At 65.5% G+C, this 19,322-nt stretch carries 17 protein-coding genes and 2 tRNA genes; 12 read left to right on the top strand and 7 right to left on the bottom strand.

The window, feature by feature from the left end; translation table 11 throughout:
- Positions 1-16 precede the first annotated feature (16 nt).
- Together LQ954_RS03565 and LQ954_RS03560 are read left to right on the top strand one after the other, a co-directional pair.
- Positions 17-841 (top strand): NYN domain-containing protein, encoded by an 825-nt coding sequence (locus tag LQ954_RS03565; RefSeq protein WP_227770821.1) that lies wholly within the window; start codon positions 17-19, stop codon positions 839-841.
- The gene (locus LQ954_RS03560; protein ID WP_231021990.1) at positions 841-2,469 is read left to right on the top strand and encodes a M28 family metallopeptidase; all 1,629 of its coding nucleotides are present in this window, start codon (positions 841-843) and stop codon (positions 2,467-2,469) included. The genes LQ954_RS03565 and LQ954_RS03560 overlap by 1 nt, the downstream gene beginning before the upstream one ends.
- 91 nt (positions 2,470-2,560) lie before the next feature.
- On the opposite strand, the gene ettA is transcribed toward LQ954_RS03560, so the two are convergent.
- Positions 2,561-4,240 (bottom strand): energy-dependent translational throttle protein EttA, encoded by a 1,680-nt coding sequence (gene ettA, locus LQ954_RS03555; RefSeq protein WP_227770823.1) that lies wholly within the window; start codon positions 4,238-4,240, stop codon positions 2,561-2,563.
- A 106-nt stretch (positions 4,241-4,346) separates the two neighbouring features.
- On the opposite strand from ettA, the gene LQ954_RS03550 reads away from it, so the two are divergent.
- The 5 genes from LQ954_RS03550 (at position 4,347) to LQ954_RS03530 (ending at position 7,382) form a co-directional block, all read left to right on the top strand.
- A complete protein-coding gene (locus LQ954_RS03550; protein ID WP_231021989.1) occupies positions 4,347-5,753 on the top strand; it encodes a M20/M25/M40 family metallo-hydrolase in 1,407 nt (468 codons plus the stop codon).
- 130 nt (positions 5,754-5,883) lie between these two features.
- Positions 5,884-6,150, top strand: a complete 267-nt coding sequence (locus LQ954_RS03545; protein WP_227770825.1) for a hypothetical protein — start codon at positions 5,884-5,886, stop codon at positions 6,148-6,150.
- A 143-nt stretch (positions 6,151-6,293) separates the two neighbouring features.
- Positions 6,294-6,366 (top strand) — tRNA-Ile (locus tag LQ954_RS03540).
- A gap of 52 nt (positions 6,367-6,418) precedes the next feature.
- Positions 6,419-6,495: transfer RNA gene (locus LQ954_RS03535), tRNA-Pro, on the top strand.
- A 191-nt stretch (positions 6,496-6,686) separates the two neighbouring features.
- Entirely contained in the window at positions 6,687-7,382 is a 696-nt protein-coding gene (locus LQ954_RS03530; RefSeq protein WP_231021987.1) for a Crp/Fnr family transcriptional regulator, read from the top strand.
- A 79-nt stretch (positions 7,383-7,461) separates the two neighbouring features.
- Here LQ954_RS03530 and LQ954_RS03525 read toward each other — a convergent pair whose 3' ends face one another.
- Positions 7,462-8,481 (bottom strand): polysaccharide deacetylase family protein, encoded by a 1,020-nt coding sequence (locus LQ954_RS03525; RefSeq protein WP_231021984.1) that lies wholly within the window; start codon positions 8,479-8,481, stop codon positions 7,462-7,464.
- A gap of 2 nt (positions 8,482-8,483) precedes the next feature.
- Positions 8,484-10,163, bottom strand: coding sequence for a sensor histidine kinase (locus LQ954_RS03520; protein WP_231021982.1), 1,680 nt, complete (start codon positions 10,161-10,163; stop codon positions 8,484-8,486).
- Positions 10,164-10,347: 184 nt separating this feature from the next.
- Between LQ954_RS03520 and LQ954_RS03515 the strand changes: the two genes are divergently transcribed.
- Positions 10,348-10,818, top strand: a complete 471-nt coding sequence (locus LQ954_RS03515) for an Lrp/AsnC family transcriptional regulator (RefSeq protein WP_227770829.1) — start codon at positions 10,348-10,350, stop codon at positions 10,816-10,818.
- A gap of 184 nt (positions 10,819-11,002) precedes the next feature.
- On the opposite strand, the gene LQ954_RS03510 is transcribed toward LQ954_RS03515, so the two are convergent.
- A complete protein-coding gene (locus LQ954_RS03510) occupies positions 11,003-12,295 on the bottom strand; it encodes a hypothetical protein (protein ID WP_231021977.1) in 1,293 nt (430 codons plus the stop codon).
- 125 nt (positions 12,296-12,420) lie between these two features.
- Here LQ954_RS03510 and LQ954_RS03505 point away from each other — a divergent pair, with 125 nt between their 5' ends.
- From LQ954_RS03505 to LQ954_RS03490, 4 genes are all read left to right on the top strand, one after another.
- Positions 12,421-13,077: an SDR family oxidoreductase gene (locus tag LQ954_RS03505; protein WP_231021974.1), complete on the top strand. Its 657-nt coding sequence runs from the start codon at positions 12,421-12,423 to the stop codon at positions 13,075-13,077.
- A gap of 111 nt (positions 13,078-13,188) precedes the next feature.
- Positions 13,189-15,975 (top strand): DNA gyrase subunit A, encoded by a 2,787-nt coding sequence (gyrA, locus tag LQ954_RS03500; protein ID WP_227770832.1) that lies wholly within the window; start codon positions 13,189-13,191, stop codon positions 15,973-15,975.
- Entirely contained in the window at positions 15,972-16,322 is a 351-nt protein-coding gene (locus LQ954_RS03495) for a DUF952 domain-containing protein (protein WP_227770833.1), read from the top strand. Before gyrA ends, LQ954_RS03495 begins: the two co-directional genes overlap by 4 nt.
- An 8-nt stretch (positions 16,323-16,330) precedes the next feature.
- Positions 16,331-16,774: a PaaI family thioesterase gene (locus LQ954_RS03490; RefSeq protein WP_227770834.1), complete on the top strand. Its 444-nt coding sequence runs from the start codon at positions 16,331-16,333 to the stop codon at positions 16,772-16,774.
- A gap of 84 nt (positions 16,775-16,858) precedes the next feature.
- On the opposite strand, the gene LQ954_RS03485 is transcribed toward LQ954_RS03490, so the two are convergent.
- From LQ954_RS03485 to LQ954_RS03475, 3 genes are read right to left on the bottom strand one after another with little or no spacing between them, the layout of a single operon-like run.
- A complete protein-coding gene (locus tag LQ954_RS03485) occupies positions 16,859-17,290 on the bottom strand; it encodes a DUF488 domain-containing protein (RefSeq protein WP_231021972.1) in 432 nt (143 codons plus the stop codon).
- 32 nt (positions 17,291-17,322) lie between these two features.
- Positions 17,323-17,736 carry a YybH family protein gene (locus tag LQ954_RS03480; protein ID WP_231021970.1) on the bottom strand — a complete coding sequence of 138 codons (414 nt, stop codon included), beginning with the start codon at positions 17,734-17,736 and terminating at the stop codon, positions 17,323-17,325.
- Positions 17,733-19,307 (bottom strand): EAL domain-containing protein, encoded by a 1,575-nt coding sequence (locus LQ954_RS03475; RefSeq protein WP_231021968.1) that lies wholly within the window; start codon positions 19,305-19,307, stop codon positions 17,733-17,735. The genes LQ954_RS03480 and LQ954_RS03475 overlap by 4 nt, the downstream gene beginning before the upstream one ends.
- Positions 19,308-19,322: the final 15 nt, after the last annotated feature.

Here is a 19,322-nt window from a genome sequence, read left to right as displayed (position 1 = left end):
CCGATGGCTGCGCGTGATGGCTAGCGACGACACCCCCACCCGCAACATCGCCCTGCTGATCGATGCGGACAATGCCAGCTGGCATGCGATCGATCCGGTGCTGACCGTCCTTGCCGAACTGGGGACGGTCAACATCCGCCGCGTCTATGGTAATTGGTCGAAGCCGGCGCTGAGCGGCTGGCGCGACATGACCATCAAGCACGGCATCGAGCCGCAGCAGCAGTTCGACATTACCAAGGGCAAGAACGCCACCGACATGAAGATGACCATCGATGCGATGGATCTCTTGTTCCGCGGACGGGTCGAGGGCTTTGGTATCATGTCGTCGGACAGCGATTTCATGCCCTTGGCTACCCGGCTTCGGCAGGATGGCCTGCCTGTCTATGGCTTCGGCCAGGCCAAAACGCCCGAAGGCTTCAAGCGCGCCTGCACCCGGTTCATCGACGTGGACAAGCTGATGGCCGCGGAGGAGGACGCGCCCAAGCAGCCGCCGTCTCCCGCGCCGACCAAGGAGCTACCGGCGGCCCCGACCAGCAGCAAGGAACCGCCGGCGCCGCAGCAGCCTCAGCCCGCCGTCGCGGCCGAGCCTGCTCCGCCTGAGGGCCCAGCACCGATCGACGACGAATTGGTGAAGCTGCTGATCGACGCTTATTCCGCGGTGAAGCGCGACGAAAAGGGCTTCGTCAGCCTGTCAGCCATGGGGCAGCTCGCCGCCAACCGGTCGAGCTTCGACGTGCGTAACTATGGCTACAAGCGGCTGTCGGACCTGATCGCCGCCGTTCCCAATTTCCAGACCGAGCGGCGCGAGGATGGCCGCGTTTTCGTGCGAAGGTTGCGTTGATGAAGAACAAGACGATTGCCTATCTCCTCCCGCTGATCGCCATTGCGGCCACCCAGCCATCCAAGACTAACCCCGCCGCGCTTTCCGAAATGACCAAGGTGCTCGCCTCCGACGAATTCGGCGGCCGCGCGCCGGGGACGGAGGGTGAGAAGAAGACGATCGAATGGTCGATCGCGCGCTTCAAGGCGCTGGGGCTTGAGCCCGGCGGGCCCGACGGCGCCTGGACGCAGAAGGTGCCGCTGATCCACACCCGCCTGGGCGATGGCCCGGTCAGCTTTGGCGCCACCAGCCTGAAGCAGGGCACGGACGTCGCGCTCACCACCGTCCGCCCCGATCCGTCGGTGTCGATCGAGAACGCGCCGCTCGTCTTCGTCGGCTATGGCGTCAACGCGCCGGAGGCGGAGTGGGACGATTTCAAGGGCGTCGACCTGAAGGGCAAGGTTGCGGTCTTCCTGGTCAACGACCCCGATTTCGAGGCGGTCGCTGGCGAGGACGCGAAGGGCCGCTTCGGCGACAAGCGGATGACCTATTACGGCCGCTGGACCTACAAGTACGAGGAAGCGGCACGACGCGGCGCGATCGGCGCGCTGATCGTCCATGACACCGCTGGCGCCGGCTATCCCTGGTCCACCGCCAATGCCTCCAATGGCGAAAATTACGACATCGTTCGCGGTCCCGAGGACCAGCGCATCGCGCTGCAGGGCTGGCTGTCGGGCGAGGCGGCAAACAACGTCTTTGCCGCCGAGGGGCTCGATCTCGCGGCGCTGCGCAAGCAGGCCCGCTCCGCTGCCTTCCGCCCGATCACGATGAAGGCGCGCTTCACCGCCAAGCTGCCCGTCACCGTCGAGCGGATCGAAAGCGCCAATGTCATCGCCAAGATCCCGGGCAAGGTGAAGCCGGACGAAACCGTCCAGTTCGCCGCTCATTGGGACGCTTATGGCGAAGGTCCGCCAGACGCGCAGGGCCGTACCATCCGTCCCGGCGCCAACGACGACGCGCTCGGCGTTGCCGGCGTGATGGAGCTTGCCCGCCTGTTCAAGGCCGGCGCGGCGCCCGATCGCACGCTCGTGTTCGCGCTGTGGACTGCTGAGGAGCGCGGTCTGCTGGGGTCGGAATGGTATGCCACCCGCCCCACCGCCCCGCTGGAAAAGACCGTTGCGAACCTGACGCTCGACATCCTGCAGACCGCTGGCGAGGCGAAGGACGTGATCCTCGTCGGCGCCGGCCAGTCGTCGCTCGAGGATCTGCTGACCGAGGCGGCACGCGCGCAGAACCGCGTCGTGACGCCCGAGGAAGCCAGCGAGCGCGGCCTGTTCTACCGCGCGGATCATTTCTCGGTCGTCCGCCGCGGCGTCCCCGCGCTGCAGCTGATGGCGCTGGGCGGCGCGAGCGACATGCGCGTCGGCGGTCGCGAGGCGGGGCAGAAGTGGCTCGACGGCTATATGGCATGCTACCACAAGACCTGCGACGCCTGGACGCCCGACTGGAACTTCACCGGCGCGGCGCAGGACGTCGACCTGTTCTACACGATGGGCCAGCGGCTTTCGAAGGCGGGCGTGTGGCCCGAATGGCGCCCGGCGTCCGAATTCCGCGCCATCCGCGCCAAGAGCGCCGGCGAGCGCCAATAAGAAAAATGGCCCGCCGCGGCATCTGCCGGGCGGGCCTTTTCCTTGATCCGCCGTCACCCCGGCGATGCGCCAGGGCGACGATCGCGTCGGATCAGCGCGTCAGCTTCTTGTAGGCAAGCCGCGTCGGACGATCCGCCGCATCGCCCATCCGGCGGCGCTTGTCCTCCTCATAAGCCTCGAAGTTACCCTCGAACCATTCGACATGGCTGTTGCCTTCGAAGGCGAGGATGTGCGTGCACAGGCGATCGAGGAAGAAGCGATCGTGGCTGATCACCACGGCGCAGCCCGCGAAGCTTTCCAGCGCCTCTTCGAGCGCGCGCAGCGTCTCGACGTCGAGGTCGTTGGTCGGCTCGTCGAGCAGCAGGACGTTGCCACCCTCCTTCAGCATCTTGGCGATATGGACGCGGTTGCGCTCACCGCCCGACAGCTGGCCGACCTTCTTCTGCTGGTCCTGCCCCTTGAAGTTGAATGCGCCAACGTAGGCGCGCGTGCCCAGTTCCTGCTTGCCGAAGCGGAACACGTCGAGCCCGTCGGAAACCTCTTCCCAGACGTTCTTGTTCGGGTCGAGCGCATCGCGGCTCTGGTCGACATAGCCCAGCTTCACCGTCTGGCCGACCTCGATCGTGCCGCCGTCTGGCTGCTCCTGGCCGGTGATCAGCTTGAACAAGGTCGACTTGCCGGCGCCGTTCGGGCCGATGACGCCGACGATGCCGCCCGGCGGCAGGTTGAAGTCGAGGTTCTCGAACAGCAGCTTGTCGCCATAGGCCTTGGTCAGCCCCTTCGCCTCGATCACCTTGCCGCCGAGGCGCTCGGGGATCTGGATCAGGATCTGCGCCTTGCCGATCGCGCGGTTCTCCTGCTTCTCGACCAACTCGTCGAACGCACGGATACGCGCCTTGCTCTTGGTCTGGCGCGCCTTGGGCGTCTGCCGCATCCACGCCAGCTCGTCGGCGATCGCCTTCTGGCGGCCGGCCTCCTCGCGCTCTTCCTGCTCCAGCCGCTTGGCCTTCTTCTCCAGATAGCCGGAGTAGTTGGATTCGTAGGTGTAGTAGCGGCCGCGATCGAGCTCGAGCACCCAGTTCACGACATTGTCGAGGAAGTAGCGGTCGTGCGTCACCAGGATGACGTTGCCGGTATATTCCTTGAGGAAGTTTTCGAGCCAGCTGACGCTTTCGGCGTCGAGGTGGTTGGTCGGTTCGTCGAGCAGCAGGATGTCCGGCTTCTCGAGCAGCAGGCGGACCAGCGCGACGCGGCGCTTCTCACCACCCGACAGGTTGGTGACCGGGCTGTCCGACGGCGGGCAGCGCATCGCCTCCATCGCCTGCTCCAGCTGCGAATCAAGGCTCCATCCGTCGGCGGCGTCGATCTTCGCCTGAAGCTCGCCCATCTCCTCCATCAGCGCGTCGAAGTCGGTATCGTCCTTCGGATCGCCCATCTCGGCGGAAATGGCGTTGAACCGCTCGACCATCTGCACGACCGGCCCCGCACCCATGCGCACGTTCTCGATCACCGTCTTGTCGGGGTCGAGCTGCGGCTCCTGCGGCAGGTAACCCACCTTGATCCCCTCGGCAGCCCAGGCCTCACCGGTGAAATCGGTGTCGATCCCGCCCATGATCTTCATGAGCGTCGACTTGCCCGAGCCGTTCGGGCCGATGATCGCGATCTTCGCGCCCGGCAGGAACTGCAGGTGGATGTTGTTGAGCACGGGCTTGTTGGCGCCCGGGAAGGTCTTGGTCAGACCCTTCATGACGTAGGTATACTGGACGGCCATGGGTCGCCTGTCGCTCCGTAGACTGGAATGGCTGAAATTGGTCGGCGGGCATGTAATGATGCGACAGGCCGTTGGCAAACTTCACGCGGCGACTTACGCGAGGCGTATGATCAGCCGCTTCGCCATTGCCGCCACCCTTCTTGTCACATCCGCACCAGTGCTTTCGCAGCGTGCGGCGCCCCCTGCCCCGGCGCGGGTGGACCGCCAAGTCGCCGCTCTTCGCGACGCCGCACTGAAGGATGATGTCGCCTATGACATCGTGGAAGGGATGACGACAGAGGTTGGACAGCGGCTGGCCGGCACAGAAGCCGAGGCACGTGCCCGCACCTGGAGCGCCGCGAAGCTGAAGGCCCTGGGCTTTAAGAATGTGCGGATCGAAACCTATCGGATGCCGGTATGGGTCCGAGGCGAAGAGCGGGCGGAGATCGTGTCACCCGTGCCGCAGAAGCTTCACCTTGCAGCACTTGGCAACTCGGGCGCGACGCCGGCTGCCGGGATCGAAGCTGAGGTGGTGATCTTCCCGACTTACGGCGATCTGGCCGCCGCGCCGGACGGGAGCCTCGCGGGCAAGATCGCCTATGTCGGTAACGCGATGATGAAAACTCAGGATGGCTCCAGCTACGGCCAGGCCGGCGTAGCTCGCTTCGCCGGTCCTGCTCTCGCGGCTAAAAAGGGCGCTGCGGCCATCGTCATCCGCTCGATCGGGACCGACACGCATCGCCTGCCGCACACCGGCACGACCTATTTTCCGGAAGGCACGACAGCCATCCCCGCGGCCGCCGTTTCGGTGCCGGACGCCAAACTGATCGAGGCGCTGGCGAAGCGCGGCAAGCCCGTCCGCATGAAGCTGCTGCTCACGCCGCGGCAGGTCGGCGAGCAGGAATCCGGAAACGTGATCGCCGAAGTTCCTGGCACCGATCCCAATGCCGGCATCGTCCTGATCGGTGGTCACCTCGATAGCTGGGACCTCGCCACCGGGGCGATCGACGACGCCAGCGGCGTCGCGATCACCGCGGCGGCGGCCAAGCGGATCCTCGACAGCGGCAAGCGCCCGCGCCGCACGATCCGTGTGGTCTGGTTCGGCGCGGAGGAAGTCGGCGGCTTCGGCGGCCGCGACTATGCCGCGAAGCACGGGCAGGAGCGTCATGCCCTCGCCGCGGAAAGTGATTTTGGCGCGGACAAGGTATGGCGGCTGGGCATGACCCTCCCCGACTCAGCGAAACCGATGGGCGAGCGGCTTGCGGCAGCGCTTGCGCCTCTGGGCATCGTCCGCGGCAGTGGATCTGGCGGAAACGGCGCCGATATCGGCCCCACCGTGGCACTCGGCGTCGCTGGCGTTGATCTCAACCAGTCCGGTCTCGACTATTTCGATACGCACCACACCCCGGATGACACGCTCGACCGGGTTGACCCTGAAAATCTTCGCCAGAACGTCGCCGCATGGACAGCAATGCTGGCGATTGTGGCCAATGCCCCCGAGGAAATCGGGCCGGTTGAGCGGGAAAAACGATAAATCGGTTCGTCGCGAACCTTGCTGCGAGATGAATTTCCCGATTGACCCACCGGATTGGTGCGGTATTTGCCGGGGCTCGCGACGGCAAACGGGTCGGCCGCGAAACGAATTAATGCTTGGGAGCATTCGAATGAAGAAGATCGTTCTGATCGCTGCCGCCGCCGGCCTGATGTCCGTGGCTGCTTGCTCGAAGTCGCCGGAGGCCGCCGCGGTCGAGAACAACGCCGACATGATGGCCGACAACATGGAAATGATGGCGGACAACCTCGAGGACATGGCTGACAACTCGGCGAACGCCGTTGCAGCAGAAGGCCTCGAGAACGCTGCTGACAACATGGAAGACGCGGCGTCGAACGTTCGTGAAGCTGGCGAAGAAGCCGCTGACAACGTTCAGTAAGGCAGAGGCGGGCTGATAAGCCCGCTGCTTCTGAAAGAAACAGGCGCTCCCGCCATTGGCTGGGGCGCCTTTTCTTTTCCTGAACTGGCCACGCGATTGGCATTGCCGCCAACGTCGGTAGCTTATAGTCAGGCAACACGCGGGGGCCTGTAGCTCAACGGTTAGAGCTGGCCGCTCATAACGGCTAGGTTGCGGGTTCGAGTCCTGCCGGGCCCACCGCGTGATGTACTTGCGCAAGGCAACAACAACGCCTAGCGAACATGAGCGTCGGGGAGTGGCGCAGTCTGGTAGCGCGCCTGCTTTGGGAGCAGGATGTCGCAGGTTCGAATCCTGTCTCCCCGACCACTTTCCCAATTTGGTGTCCCAGCGACCTACGTATTCGCTTGCCCGGGCCTGATCCGGATGATGGCGCGTTGGAGCAACGTCGGCCAATGCCGATGTTTTTGCAGCTGTTTTGGCGACCAGCCATGGCTTTCCCCACAGCGTCCACGGCTCTGCAGCTTTATCTGACCAAACTACGCGGTCGGATGGAGATTATGCACGCCGAAGGTCAAGCTCTCCTCAACCTGCCGGCGAGCCCGCGACAAGTGGCGGCCCGCCGCGAAGTTACCCGCCTTGTGACCCCGATTGATTGTGTCTGCCTCGTTGCGGAGGGTTCGATCGCCCGCTTCGCGCAGCTTGATGACGGCAGACGCCAGTTGATCGCCATCCAGCTTCCCGGGGACATGGCTGATCTTCATTCGCTAGTCTTGCCGACGCGCTCTGCGCAGCTGGTCGCGCTATCTGCGTCCACAATCTTCCTGATCCCCCATGCGGCGCTTCGGGAACTCTGCGTTCGCTACCCGAATCTTTCGCTCGGTCTTTGGCAGGATTGCGTCATCGATGGTCAGATCATTGCTCAATGGCTGGTGAACGCAGGGCGACGCACTGCTCGCGAGCGGGTCGCGCATCTGCTCTGTGAACTGGCGCTTCGATACTGGTCCATCGGTAGGCTAGAGAATGGGCAATTCCCGATGACCATGACCCAGGAACAGATGGCAGATGCTCTGGGGCTGACATCGGTTCACGTGAATCGGTCGCTGAAGGCGCTACGCGAGGACGGCCTTGTGAAAGCCACTCGGGGCATCGTCGCGATCCTCGATTGGGAGCGGCTTGCCAGCGCGGCCGAATTCGAGCCGGCCTATCTCCATCTTTCCGCGGAACAGCCCGAACGAAGCCGCGCGACTCGGTAGCGCGAATGGATCTGACGATGCGCTGCCTTCGACGCCAGCCGCGAGGGGGCTGCCCCGTCGAAGGTAGCTCGTGCTGATTTTAGCGCGCTTCTTCGGCCGCTCGCATCAGCTCAGCCAAAGTGAGGGGCCGAAATCCAAGCTGGTCGAGCTGGTCCAGCATCACCTCCCACCACACCCTGAAGCGCACCGCGTCGTCCGCATTCCTGACATAGGGAGTGTGGCCTGGGACGAGGCTGGGCGAGTGAAAGGAAAATGTGAGCAGGCGCATGTCGTCTTGAGCCGCGAGGCGAACTGCGGCCGTCGCTTGCTCGATCGACACCCCCTCCGGCGTAAGTGGCACGCGTGACAGCAACCCCGCACGCGAGAGCAGTCCATGGCCACGGGGCACCCTCCCCGCCATCCGGTGCCAGCGCGCTCCGGCCGAACGCAATCGGCCGGTGTAAACCGTGGTCAGCGGTGCTTCGATCAACCTGTTCTCCGGCCCCGTCCTGAACGTATCGGGGCCAATCGCGCGAAAGTCGGGACCGCCTTGCCGTAAATAGTCGTGATAAGACCGCACCGATGTGTCGAGCCGGTACCCCCTGGCCGCAAGAAGCGAGAGCGTCTGCGGACCCAGGCCATAGCGTCCTGCGCGAAATGCTTGCGGCGCGGAGCCGAAAGCGTCTGTGATCGCCGCGGTCAAGACGTCCAGCTTGCGAGCTTCCAGCCCCACCGGCAGATTGCCCGCGAACGACAGGTGCGCGGAAGGCTGCTCCTGATGAGGCGGGTTCACCCATGGATGCAGCTGAGCCCCGACCGCCGATCGACCATCCGCGATCAGGCCCCGTAAAGTGTCGGCGGCCCAAGGATCGGTGACGACGGGATAGTCGCACAAATAGCAGGGGAAAACGCCCCGATCGACAAACCGTTTGTGCATCTCGGGAAGAGCGGCAATGGCGGTGACCGAGCGCGCCTCGCGAGAAAAGGGCGCGTTCCAGTCGAATTCCTCTTCTGTATCGACGAAGACGATGAAGCGACGCCCGAAGTCCGCCGGCCAGCGGATGATCTGGGCAGGCGTCGGCGGAGGCACACGCCAGCCCTGCGATCCGCCGGGCGGCATGCTCAGCTCGTTATCGCCCGCCGCGCGGCGGCAACCGCCGCCTGAAGCGTTACGGTCATGCGATCGGGCGCAATCGCCAGGTGCCCACCCAGCTGGGACGCAAGGCTTTGCGAGAGGCGCAGAGCAAACCCGGTCCCAAGCAAAGGCGTGCCGGGAGTTTGGCTCTCGGTCTCCGTATCCAGGTTCAGGAGACTGTCTCTCGGCAGTTCGGCCAACGCGCGAGGGCATGTCATTGTGACCTCTGCATTTGCGCTGCCGTTCCACGAGGCGGCAATGTGGATCACCTCCCCGCTCTGCCCGCTGGAAACGAGAGTGGCGATCAGCCTGCTCAGCAACCGCTCGATCGCCCGCTCGTCGCCCACAATGGTCGGCGCTTCTTCGACAGACGCCAGGTCCAGCGTGCATTCCCGCAGGGCGGCAAGCGGCGCAAGGTCGGCCATGATCCGGGTCAGCAGCGGCCCCAATTCGACCACGTCCGGCCGAAGCTCAAGCGCATGCGCCTCGATGCGCGCGGCAAGATCGAGATCCTCAATCGCGGCCACCAGATCCGCAGCGAGCAGGCGAATTGCTGCCGCTCGCTCTCGATACGTCGGGGCAACCGGGCCAAGAAGCTGAGTTTCGATAAGTTCCGAGAAGCCGGCGATGGCGTTGGTCGGGGTGCGCAGCTCATGAACCAGCCGCCGCAATCCCTCGGCATTGCCCTTTTCGGCTATGCGGGCAGCGACTTGGTCAATGCGCGGACGCCGCGCCGCGCCGTTATAGCCAATGAACTGACCTGTGACGGGATCGAACAGCGGAACTGCCGACATGCGCCACTCTCCGCGGATGCTCTCGCTCATGTCCAGCGTCAGCCGCGCGTCGGTGAAGCTTGTGCGCTGACGGAACGCGCCTTGCACCACACCATCTACTTGAGCCGTACCAGCGGCGTCATCCCGCGCCAGTTCCAAGCCGATCAAAGCACCACGTGGGGCACCGTCTGTCCACCGGATGACCCCTCCGGCGTCGGTCTGGAACCGGAAATGATCCACCACGGGTGCGATCGGTGCAGCCGGCGAGCCGGCACGCTGCTGCTGATAGCTGGCGATCCGATCAACCAGCTCGGCGATGTCGAAACCGCTCGCGCTGCCGGGTTGCCGATCCGTCTCCGTGTCCGCCTGCAGCGGAGAGGCAGCGGCTTCGGCCACCAGCCCGGCCATCGATTCTGCCAGGCCGAGCACTGGCGCATGGACTGGCGTGTCCGCTGATGGCGTGGGCGTGTACGCGAGCGTGAAGTCCGTCGAGCCGAAGCTTGCCAAGGCCCGCTCCACCTCCACATCGAGATCCTCACGCCGCCGAAGCGTGGCGCGGCCGCTCGGGCCCAGCTGAGGGATCAGCGCGACCCAGTCGTCGGACGGCAAGCGCACCGCGCGCAGCGCCGCGGATGCGACGCCCGGCTCGTCTTGCGCAAACAGCGCGACCAACTCGACCGGCGGCTGACCCAGCGCGAAGCTTCGCGCAACAGCAGCACGAACGGTGACCGGCACCTGATCGCGCAGCCCGCGCAAGCGGCCCAGCGTCTCATCATCCGCCGCCACCCGCCCGCGCGCGATCAGATCGGCGAGTTGCCGAAACGTCGCCTGCGCGCCGAAAGCAGTAGAGGCGTCGGCAGCCAACACCGTCTTGAGGCTATCGTCGAACCGCACCTACTGCCTCATTCCCTAGCTGCGACCAGACCGCTTGCCGGTGTCGCTCGTAGCGGAGCCATACACCCGCGAAAACAAATGAATCGTGACCAAGCCCATGCACGGACAATTGCGTTGCCACGCAACTATCCTATAGGTGCAGCCATGTTCTTGATTGAAATGCTGCGTGCAACCGGTGCTTTCCGTGCTTGATCGGATTGACCGACAGATCCTCGCCCTGTTGCAAGAAGATGGCCGGATGACGAATGTCGATCTGGCGGAACGTGTGGGGCTCACGGCCCCCCCGTGCCTTCGACGCGTCCGATCGCTGGAGCAGGCGGGCGTGATCCGCGGCTATCACGCCGATTGCGAGCCGGCGATGCTGGGTTTCCCAATCACCGTTTTCGCGATGGTCAGCCTGCGAAGCCAGGCCGAGCACGACCTTGCCGCGTTCGAGCGCCACGTCGCCGGCATCCCGGAGGTTCGCGAATGCCACATGCTGAACGGCGAAATCGACTTCATCCTGAAGATCGTGGCGTCCGACCTTGAATCATTTCAGCGTATCCTCACCACCCACCTGACCGCGGCTCCGAACGTCGCCAGCGTGAAATCGTCATTGACGATCCGCACGGCCAAGGCCGAGCCGGGCGTGCCCATCGTAGTTCCCGAGGACTAAGGTCGCAACGCCGGGCACATTCTTCGCCAAACTGGTCCCAGCAATCGTGCGGGTGACCGCGCAACATCCGGCGAGCGGCTGACCGCCTTCATAGAGCGGCCGCATCACCATCTGAGCGCACGAAGCACATAACAAAAGGGGCGGCCGAAGCCGCCCCTTCCATTTTCAGCCTGTGCCGACCGGATCAGGCCGACGGCGGGTTGTCGAGATAGAGCGTCCAGAAGGATGCGATCTCCGAACGCGGCGCGGTCTTCACCTCGGCGAACGCTGCTTTGGCCGCTGCCTTGTCACCCGAGTTCGCCAGCGCGATGCCCAGGTGCGTGTTCACGGTATCCGCATCGACACCGCCCTTCTGCAGGGCGACCCGGTAAAGCTCGATCGCCTTAGCCCAATTGCCCATGCCGAGGTACGCGTCACCCGTGTTCAGCGCGATACGGCCGTTGGCGCCAGCCTTCGCCTTTGCCTCCACCGGAGCGAGCGAACCTTCGGTTGCGATCGCCTGGTTGGCAAGGCGCAGCAGGTCGCTTGCCGAGTTGCTGCTGGCCGGAACCTTGCCCGATGCCTTGCCTTCCTCGAGCACGGTCTTGGTTTCGTACGGCAGACCCAGATCGTAGGTCCACTGAGCGTACGCCTCATAGTCATACTGGTCGGCCAGGCCCTTGGTGGCGCGCAGCAGGCGATACATGTCGACCTTCTGGCCCTTGTCCAGCGTCACGGCGCTCTGCTGGGTCATGCCATAGGTGACGATGCCGTCGCGCCAATTCTGCGCGGTCGGATAGGCAACCAGCCAGCGCTTGATCCAGCCGGCGGTCTGCGGGCCCATGCGCTTCTTGTTGGTCTGCGCAATGGCGTACTTGTACAGATCCTCGCTGGGCTTCTGGCCAGCTGCCGTCTGGGCGTCGATCGCCTTTTCCAGCTCCGCCGAGCCGCCCGCGATATCGCCCGCGTCCATCTTCAGCTTGACCATCTGAAGCGGCAGGTTCGGATCGGTATAACCCAGCTGCTGCGCACGCTGGAAATAATTGATGGCACCGGCGCTGTCCTTGGCGTTCGACGCCATGACACCGAGCTGGTAATTGTACTTGGCCACGTCGACCGCCGGGGTCTTCGGATTGGCGATCAGCGCTTCCAGCGGCGCCTTCAGGCCCTGGTCGCTGACCTGCTGGTTGGACGCGCGCGCATCCTGCAGCTTGGTGGCTTCTGCCTGAAGCTGAAGCGCCGCGATGATGTAGCGGTCGTCATCGCTCTTGGCCGAACCCTGCGCCGCGGTCAGCTGAGTCGAGGCGGTGGCGAAATCCTTCGCCGCAATCGCCTTCTGGGCGGCGGCGGCGGCGTTCTGCACCTCCTTGCTGAGCTTCAGCGACGGAGCCTTCTGCTCCTCTTTCTTCTTCTGGGCCACCGCCGGCGGGGAGACGGCGAGACCCGCCGCGCCGGCCATCAACGCGGCCGCGAAGGCAACGCGGGAAATGCTCTTCATCGAAACTGCTCTCCTCTTCGGGCGTGAATACTTGGGCCTGCGCTTAATGCCCTCGCGCCGCTCCATCAAGGAAAGGCGCTGAATGGACATTGAACGTAATGATTTGCGCGCCTAGCCGCACGTGCATGAAGACCGTGATCATTGGCGCCTCGGGCGGTATCGGCGGCGCATTGGCGGATGCATTGGAGGACGAAGGAGCCGCCATACAACGCCTCTCCCGTCCGCAGCTGGACCTGATGGACGAATCCTCGATCGCCCGCGCGGCAGCTGCCGCCGGCACGCCCGAACTGGTGGTGGTGGCGACGGGGCTCCTGCACGATGGCGAGCACGGCCCGGAGAAGGCCCTGCGTGATCTCGATCCCGCCTGGCTGGCGCGGCAATATGCGGTGAATGCGATCGGCCCGGCGCTGGTCGCAAAACACTTCCTGCCGATCATGCCGCGGACCGGCCGATCCGTGCTCGCCGTGCTTTCTGCCCGAGTGGGCAGCATTTCCGACAATCGGCTCGGCGGCTGGTACGGCTATCGCGCGAGCAAGGCCGCACTGAACCAGCTTGTCCGCACCCTGGCGATAGAAGACCGGCGACGGAACGAGCGCGGGATCGTCGTCGCGCTGCATCCCGGCACGGTTGATACAAAGCTGTCTCGACCGTTCCAGCAAAGCGGGCGCGACCTGTTCAAGCCGGATCGCGCCGCGGTGCAGCTTCTGGACGTCATCGACGGACTGAAGCCGCAGGACAGCGGGAAGCTGATCAGCTGGGACGGCGTGGAGATTGCGCCCTAACCCGCTCGCGGCCGCATCCTTCCCCTCGCGCGCGCACGTACGTACGCGTGACATTTGGGTTGCAGCCTCCTAGAGCGAGACCAAGACGAACCCCATAGTGAAAGTAGCGTTTTGACCGACGAGACCGTCCTCGCCGACCCTTCGGATATCGCGCCGATCTCCATCGTCGAGGAAATGAAGACCAGCTACCTCGATTACGCGATGAGCGTGATCGTGGCACGCGCGCTCCCCGACGTTCGCGACGGGTTGAAGCCGGTGCACCGGCGCATCCTCTATTCGGCGAACGAAAGCGGCTTCACCTACAATCGGCCCTACCGAAAGTCCGCCCGCATCGTCGGTGACGTGATCGGTAAATATCACCCGCACGGCGACACTGCGATCTATGACGCCTTGGCGCGCATGACGCAGGACTGGTCGATGCGCGCCCCGCTGATCGACGGCCAGGGCAACTTCGGCTCGATGGATCCCGATCCCCCCGCCGCGATGCGTTACACCGAGGCGCGCCTGTCGCGCGTCGCCGATTACCTGCTCGACGATCTCGACAAGGACACGGTCGATTTCCAGCCGAACTATGACGGTTCGGAAAGCGAACCCTCGGTCCTGCCGGCGCGCTTCCCGAACCTGCTCGTCAACGGCGCGGGCGGCATTGCGGTCGGCATGGCGACCAATATCCCGCCGCATAACCTCGGCGAAGTGATCGACGCCTGCCTTGCCTATCTCGATCGCGCGGTCAGCGGCGGCGAACCGCTGACGACCGAGGAATTGATGGAGATCGTGCCGGGGCCGGACTTCCCGACCGGCGCCGTCATCCTTGGCCGTGCGGGCGCGCGCAGCGCCTATGAAACGGGTCGCGGCTCGATCATCGTCCGCTCGCGCTACGTCATCGAGGAAGGACGCGGGGAGCGTCGCTCGATCGTCCTCACCGAAATCCCGTACCAGCAGGGCAAGAACGCGCTGGTCGAGAAGATCGCCGAGGCCGCCAAGGACAAGCGCATCGAGGGCATCGGCGATGTCCGCGACGAATCAAACCGCGACGGCGTTCGCGTCGTCATCGAGCTGAAGCGCGATGCGACGCCCGAGGTGGTGCTGAACCAGCTGTGGCGCCACACGCCCGCGCAGGGCAGCTTCCCCGCCAACATGCTCGCGATCCGCGGCGGCCGCCCGGAAATGCTGGGGCTGCGCGACATCATCGCCGCCTTCGTCCAGTTCCGCGAGCAGGTCATCACCCGCCGCTCGAAGTTCGAACTCGCCAAGGCGCGCGACCGGGCGCACATCTTGCTCGGCCTCGTCATTGCGGTCACCAACCTCGACGAGGTCGTCCGCATCATCCGCGGCTCCGCTTCGCCTGCCGAGGCCCGCGCCGCCCTCATGGCGCGCGAATGGCCGATCGCGGAGATCGCCGGCTACATCAAGCTGGTCGAGGCGGTCGAGACCGAGATCACCGGCGACAGCTATCGCCTGTCGGAAATCCAGGTCCGCGCGATCCTCGACCTGCGCCTCCACCGCCTCACCGCGCTCGGCCGGGACGAGATCGGTGACGAGCTCAAGACGCTCGCCGAATCGATCGCCGAGCTGCTCGCGATCCTCGCCGACCGCGTTAAGCTCTACGCGGTGATGCGCGAGGAATTCACCGAGATCCGCACACTCTTCGCCACCCCGCGCCGGACCGAGATCGCCGCTGCCGCCGACGGCATCGACGACGAGGATCTGATCGAGCGCGAGGACATGGTCGTCACCGTGACCATGCAGGGCTATATCAAGCGCACGCCCCTGGAGGCGTTCCGCGCCCAGGCGCGCGGCGGCAAGGGCCGCAGCGGCATGGCGACGAAGGACGAGGATGCCGTCACCAGCCTCTTCGTCACCTCGACGCACACGCCGGTGCTGTTCTTCTCCACGCTCGGCCGCGTCTATCGCATGAAGGTATGGCGCCTGCCCGAGGGCAGCGCGAACACCCGCGGCCGTCCAATGATCAACCTCCTCCCGCTCCAGCCGGGCGAGACGATCTCCACCGTCCTGCCGCTGCCCGAGGACGAATCGGAATGGGGCAAGCTCCACGTCATGTTCGCGACCGCGCGGGGCAGCGTCCGCCGCAACGCGATGGACGCGTTCACCAACGTGCCCTCGAACGGCAAGATCGCCATGAAGTTCGAAGGCGACGATGCCGACGATCGCCTGATCGGGGTCGCGCTGCTGGAGGAGAATGACGACGTCCTCCTCGCCACCCGCCAGGGCAAGGCGATCCGCTTCCCTGGCGACGACGTGCGTGAATTCCAGAGCCGCAACTCCACCGGCGTGCGTGGCATGCGCCTCGCGCCCGGCGACGAGGTGATTTCGCTCTCGATCCTGCACCGCACTGGCGCCACGCAGGAGGAGCGCGAGGAATATCTCCGCTTCGCCCCCTGGAAGGCGACCGAGCGTGAAGGCGAGCCGCAGATCCCGATGGACCGATTCGAATTCCTGCGCGCGCACGAACAATTCATCCTCACCGTCTGCGCGAACGGTTATGGCAAGCTGTCCTCGGCGTTTGAGTATCGCCGCACCGGCCGCGGTGGTCAGGGCATCACCAACATCGACAATATCGCCCGCAACGGCCCGGTCGTCGCCAGCTTCCCGGCCAGCAAGAACGACCAGCTGATGCTCGTCACCGATCAGGCGAAGATGATCCGCATGCCGTTGGCGAGCCTTCGCGTGATCGGTCGCGGATCGGCCGGCGTGCGCCTCTTCAACGTCAGCGACAACGAACATGTCGTGGGCTGTGCGCGGATCGATGAGGAGCCGGAGCCCGAGAATGCGTTGGAGGAAGCGGTGGCCGCGGAACTGTCCGCGCCTGAAATCGCTCCGGACACCGGCGCGACGGTCGGCGATGATGCCGCCGCGGGACCAGAGGACGGACAATGAGCCACCCGAAGACTGCTTACAAGGTGCTGACCGGCGATCAGATGGCCGCGCTCGAACGCGACGGCACCTTTGCCGGCGCGCCGGTGGACCTGGCCGATGGCTACGTTCATCTGTCCACCGCAGGACAGTTGACGGAAACTGTCGACAAGCACTTCGCCGGGCAGGACGATCTGCACGTCGCGGCTGTCGATCTGGAGGCGCTCGGCGAGAAGATCCGGTGGGAAGAGAGCCGCGGTGGTCAACTCTTCCCGCACCTTTATGGCCCGCTGACGCTCGATACCGTGGTCGCGTACAGCGCGCTCCACCGCGAGGATGACGGCACCGTCCGGCTCCCAGTCACCGGCTGATCGCGTCCATGGCCAGTTCCTCCGGCGGATCACCGCTCACGCTGCGTTTGACGGCGGAGGAAGTGACCGGCTTCCTCACCGCTGCTTTCCCAGCCAGCGATCCGGCAAAACTAGGCGAGGTCGTCAGCCTCACGCCCGGCCATCTGCGGATCCGGCTCGATCCCGACGCGTCCACGCTTCGGCCCGGCAATATCGTTTCCGGCCCGACGCTGATGACGCTGGCCGATCTCGCCGCTTACGCCGTGATCGCGGCGCACCATGGCCCGGAGCAGATGGCCGTCACGAACGCGCTGTCCATTACCTTCCTGCGGCCGTGCAATCACCGCGCTGTGTTCGCCGATGCACGACTGCTGAAGCTCGGCCGCCGACTTGCCAGCGTCGACGTCCGCATCTGGCAGGACAGCGAGGATCGGCTGATCGCCCAGTCTACCGTCGGCTACGCGCTGCCCTAGGCGTACGCCGGCATTCGGCCGTCACTTCGGCCGTGCGCAGCGCCTTGCCGCTCGCTTCCGAAAGATACGGAAGCACCACCTCGCTCACGTATAGAGGTCGACCACCTCGGCTCCGTCCCCCTCGGCCTGCAACAGCAAGGTGCGGTGGCAGTGACAGGGATCGCGCTCATAGCACAGCAATGCGGACGGCCTCTCTGCGGCCAGCGCGCGCATCTGCGCCGCGGCGGCCTGCGCCTCCGGAAGCGCCAACTGATCTTCGTACACGGCGCGCAAGGTCGCCACATCGCCCTTCTTTGCCGCATCCCGCCCGCGCTTGGGCGTGCCCAGCGCCTTTAGATGGACATAGTCGATGCCCGTGTCGCGCAGCGTCGCCGCCAGGATCGATTTGGAAAAACCCGGCCGCCGCGACAATGGCAGCGCCCGCACGTCGATCACTCGCTCCACCCCTGCCGTCTGCAAGGCGGCGATGAACTCGTCCATCGTCACCCCTTCATAGCCGATGGTGAAGACCCTCATTCCGCCACTCCTCCTGACCGGGGCGCCACCACTCAGGAGCTGTGATCGGCGATGATCCTCCAGCCCTCCTTGCGACGCTCGAACAACAACGTCGTGAGCCCGCCTTGCGCCTCACCAGCGGCTGGCGTCAGCGACCAGCGCGCTACCAGCAGCATGTGGACGTTGCTGATCGTACGCCACGCGACCGGCTGGAACGCCAGTCGTCCGCGGCTGTTCGCCCCGTCCGCAAAGCTCTTGGCGTAGCGGCTCGCAATCGCCGCCTTGCCGCGCGCCAACTCCTTACCGGACGCATAAACGGCATCATCGGCATAAACTGCCATGAACCGCTCCAGTGAACCGGCGTTCCAGCCGGCGGCGCTGGCCGCCATTTCCGCCTCGATCGCGGCCTGCGGCGACGCCAGTGCGGCCGCTGCGGCCGCGACCGGCGTCAGCATTGCTTGGATCATTGCCGATGTTCCTCCACCAGCGCCTTCAGGGCCCGCTCATCAAGCGGCCCGGCGCATAGGAATCCCTGGTAAAGGGTACAGCCTTCGGCGGCGAGAAGATCCCGCTCGCGGGCGTTCTCGACGCCCTCCGCAATGGTCTGCAAACCCAGTCCCGCCGCGATGTCCAGGATCCCGCGCACAACCACGCGCGCTCGCGGCGCGCCGGCGATGTCCTTGGTCAGGCTGCGATCGACCTTCAGATAGTCCAGCGGCAGCGCCTTCAGATAGGCGAGGCTGGAATAGCCGGTGCCGAAATCATCGATGGCGATGCGTAGCCCCCGTGCCCGCAATTGCTCCAATCGTTCGGCCGCCAACGGAAGGTCAGTGACGAAGCCGCTTTCCGTCACTTCCGCGGTTACCCGGCTGGGCGCGATGCCAGAACGCTCCACGAGCGACAGGAAGTGGGTCACGAAATCGGATCGGGCAAGATCCGCCGCGGTGACGTTCACCGCGACCCGCAAGGCGGCAAGCTGGCCCTGCCAGGCTGCCGCCCGCGTCAGCGCCAGCAGCTGGATATGCTCGGACAGCGCCAGCCCCAAACCGGCGCGATCGGCCGCCGAGAACAGGGTGTTGGCGCCGAGCACGCCGTGCACCGGATGCTCCCACCGGGCCAGCGCCTCCACGCCGGTGATCCGCCCGCTATCCAGCATCACCTGCGGCTGAAACAGGATGTCGATCTCGCGACGGTCGATCGCCCGGTGCAGGTCCGCGGCGAGATCCAGCCCCGCGGTAACATGCAGCCGCGGGGCAAAGCGCACGTTCGCGCCGTCGCCGGCGGCGGCCTTGGCCAGCGCCTCGGTCGCGCGCGTAACCAGCGAGCGTGCGGGCTCGCCAGCTTCGCGATGGGCAACCCCGATTCGGACGCCAAGGCGCGCTTCTTCGCAGCCAAGGGTGAAGCCGCGCCCCAGCGCGCCCTCGATTGCCGCGACACGGGCCCGCGCGGCGTCGCCTCCTTCGCGCACCGCAATGACAAACCGGGCGCCATGATCGCGTTCGATCACGGCTGACGGCGGCAGGACCGCCGCGAGCCGGGCCGCTGCCTGTCGCAGCAGTTGATCGCCCGCTTCCCGCCCGAATGCGGCATTCACCGTATCGAACCGGGTAATCGCAACCAGCGCCACCGTCGCCGGCTCTGCGGGATCGCCGTCGCCAATGAAGCGGGTGACGGCGCCCTCGACCGCCTCCCCTGCCCGGCGCATACGGCCCGTTCCACGCAGCCGGCGCGCGTATCGGCCGGCGAAGCGAAGCGCGAGCGTCAGCGATTCGGTGGTGGGATCGCCGAGCGAGACGTGGGTGGCCCCGGCTTCATAAGCCGCAGCGGCGCCGCACTGGTCAGAGACGATGGCCAGCAGCGCTTGCCGGGCAGTAGCCGCAATCGCTTCCGCATCGGCGACGCACCGCTGATCGGCACGCGCATCGACCAGCAACACTTCCGCCCAGTCGCCACCGGAGCGGGCGCCAGCAGTCGTGACGAGAGCGGCCAGCGCTTCGCTGCCCTCGGCCAGTGCCACTTCGACGGTTTCGCTTACCATGATGCCCACCCGGCG

Source organism: Sphingomonas sp. IC-11 (assembly GCF_021043365.1).
Taxonomy (GTDB): domain Bacteria; phylum Pseudomonadota; class Alphaproteobacteria; order Sphingomonadales; family Sphingomonadaceae; genus Sphingomonas.
This window is presented reverse-complemented; position numbering and strand designations above follow the sequence as displayed.

Excerpts from the sequence above, each read along its gene's own strand:
- LQ954_RS03550 (WP_231021989.1), top strand. The coding sequence starts at position 4,347 with ATGATCAGCCGCTTCGCCATTGCCGCCACCCTTCTTGTCACATCCGCA.
- ettA (WP_227770823.1), bottom strand. The coding sequence starts at position 4,240 with ATGGCCGTCCAGTATACCTACGTCATGAAGGGTCTGACCAAGACCTTC.
- LQ954_RS03525 (WP_231021984.1), bottom strand. The coding sequence starts at position 8,481 with ATGCCGCCCGGCGGATCGCAGGGCTGGCGTGTGCCTCCGCCGACGCCT.
- LQ954_RS03495 (WP_227770833.1), top strand. The coding sequence starts at position 15,972 with ATGAGCCACCCGAAGACTGCTTACAAGGTGCTGACCGGCGATCAGATG.
- LQ954_RS03475 (WP_231021968.1), bottom strand. The coding sequence starts at position 19,307 with ATGGTAAGCGAAACCGTCGAAGTGGCACTGGCCGAGGGCAGCGAAGCG.
- LQ954_RS03530 (WP_231021987.1), top strand. The coding sequence starts at position 6,687 with ATGCACGCCGAAGGTCAAGCTCTCCTCAACCTGCCGGCGAGCCCGCGA.
- LQ954_RS03505 (WP_231021974.1), top strand. The coding sequence starts at position 12,421 with ATGAAGACCGTGATCATTGGCGCCTCGGGCGGTATCGGCGGCGCATTG.
- LQ954_RS03545 (WP_227770825.1), top strand. The coding sequence starts at position 5,884 with ATGAAGAAGATCGTTCTGATCGCTGCCGCCGCCGGCCTGATGTCCGTG.
- LQ954_RS03485 (WP_231021972.1), bottom strand. The coding sequence starts at position 17,290 with ATGAGGGTCTTCACCATCGGCTATGAAGGGGTGACGATGGACGAGTTC.
- LQ954_RS03510 (WP_231021977.1), bottom strand. The coding sequence starts at position 12,295 with ATGAAGAGCATTTCCCGCGTTGCCTTCGCGGCCGCGTTGATGGCCGGC.
- LQ954_RS03565 (WP_227770821.1), top strand. The coding sequence starts at position 17 with ATGGCTAGCGACGACACCCCCACCCGCAACATCGCCCTGCTGATCGAT.
- LQ954_RS03490 (WP_227770834.1), top strand. The coding sequence starts at position 16,331 with ATGGCCAGTTCCTCCGGCGGATCACCGCTCACGCTGCGTTTGACGGCG.
- LQ954_RS03480 (WP_231021970.1), bottom strand. The coding sequence starts at position 17,736 with ATGATCCAAGCAATGCTGACGCCGGTCGCGGCCGCAGCGGCCGCACTG.
- LQ954_RS03560 (WP_231021990.1), top strand. The coding sequence starts at position 841 with ATGAAGAACAAGACGATTGCCTATCTCCTCCCGCTGATCGCCATTGCG.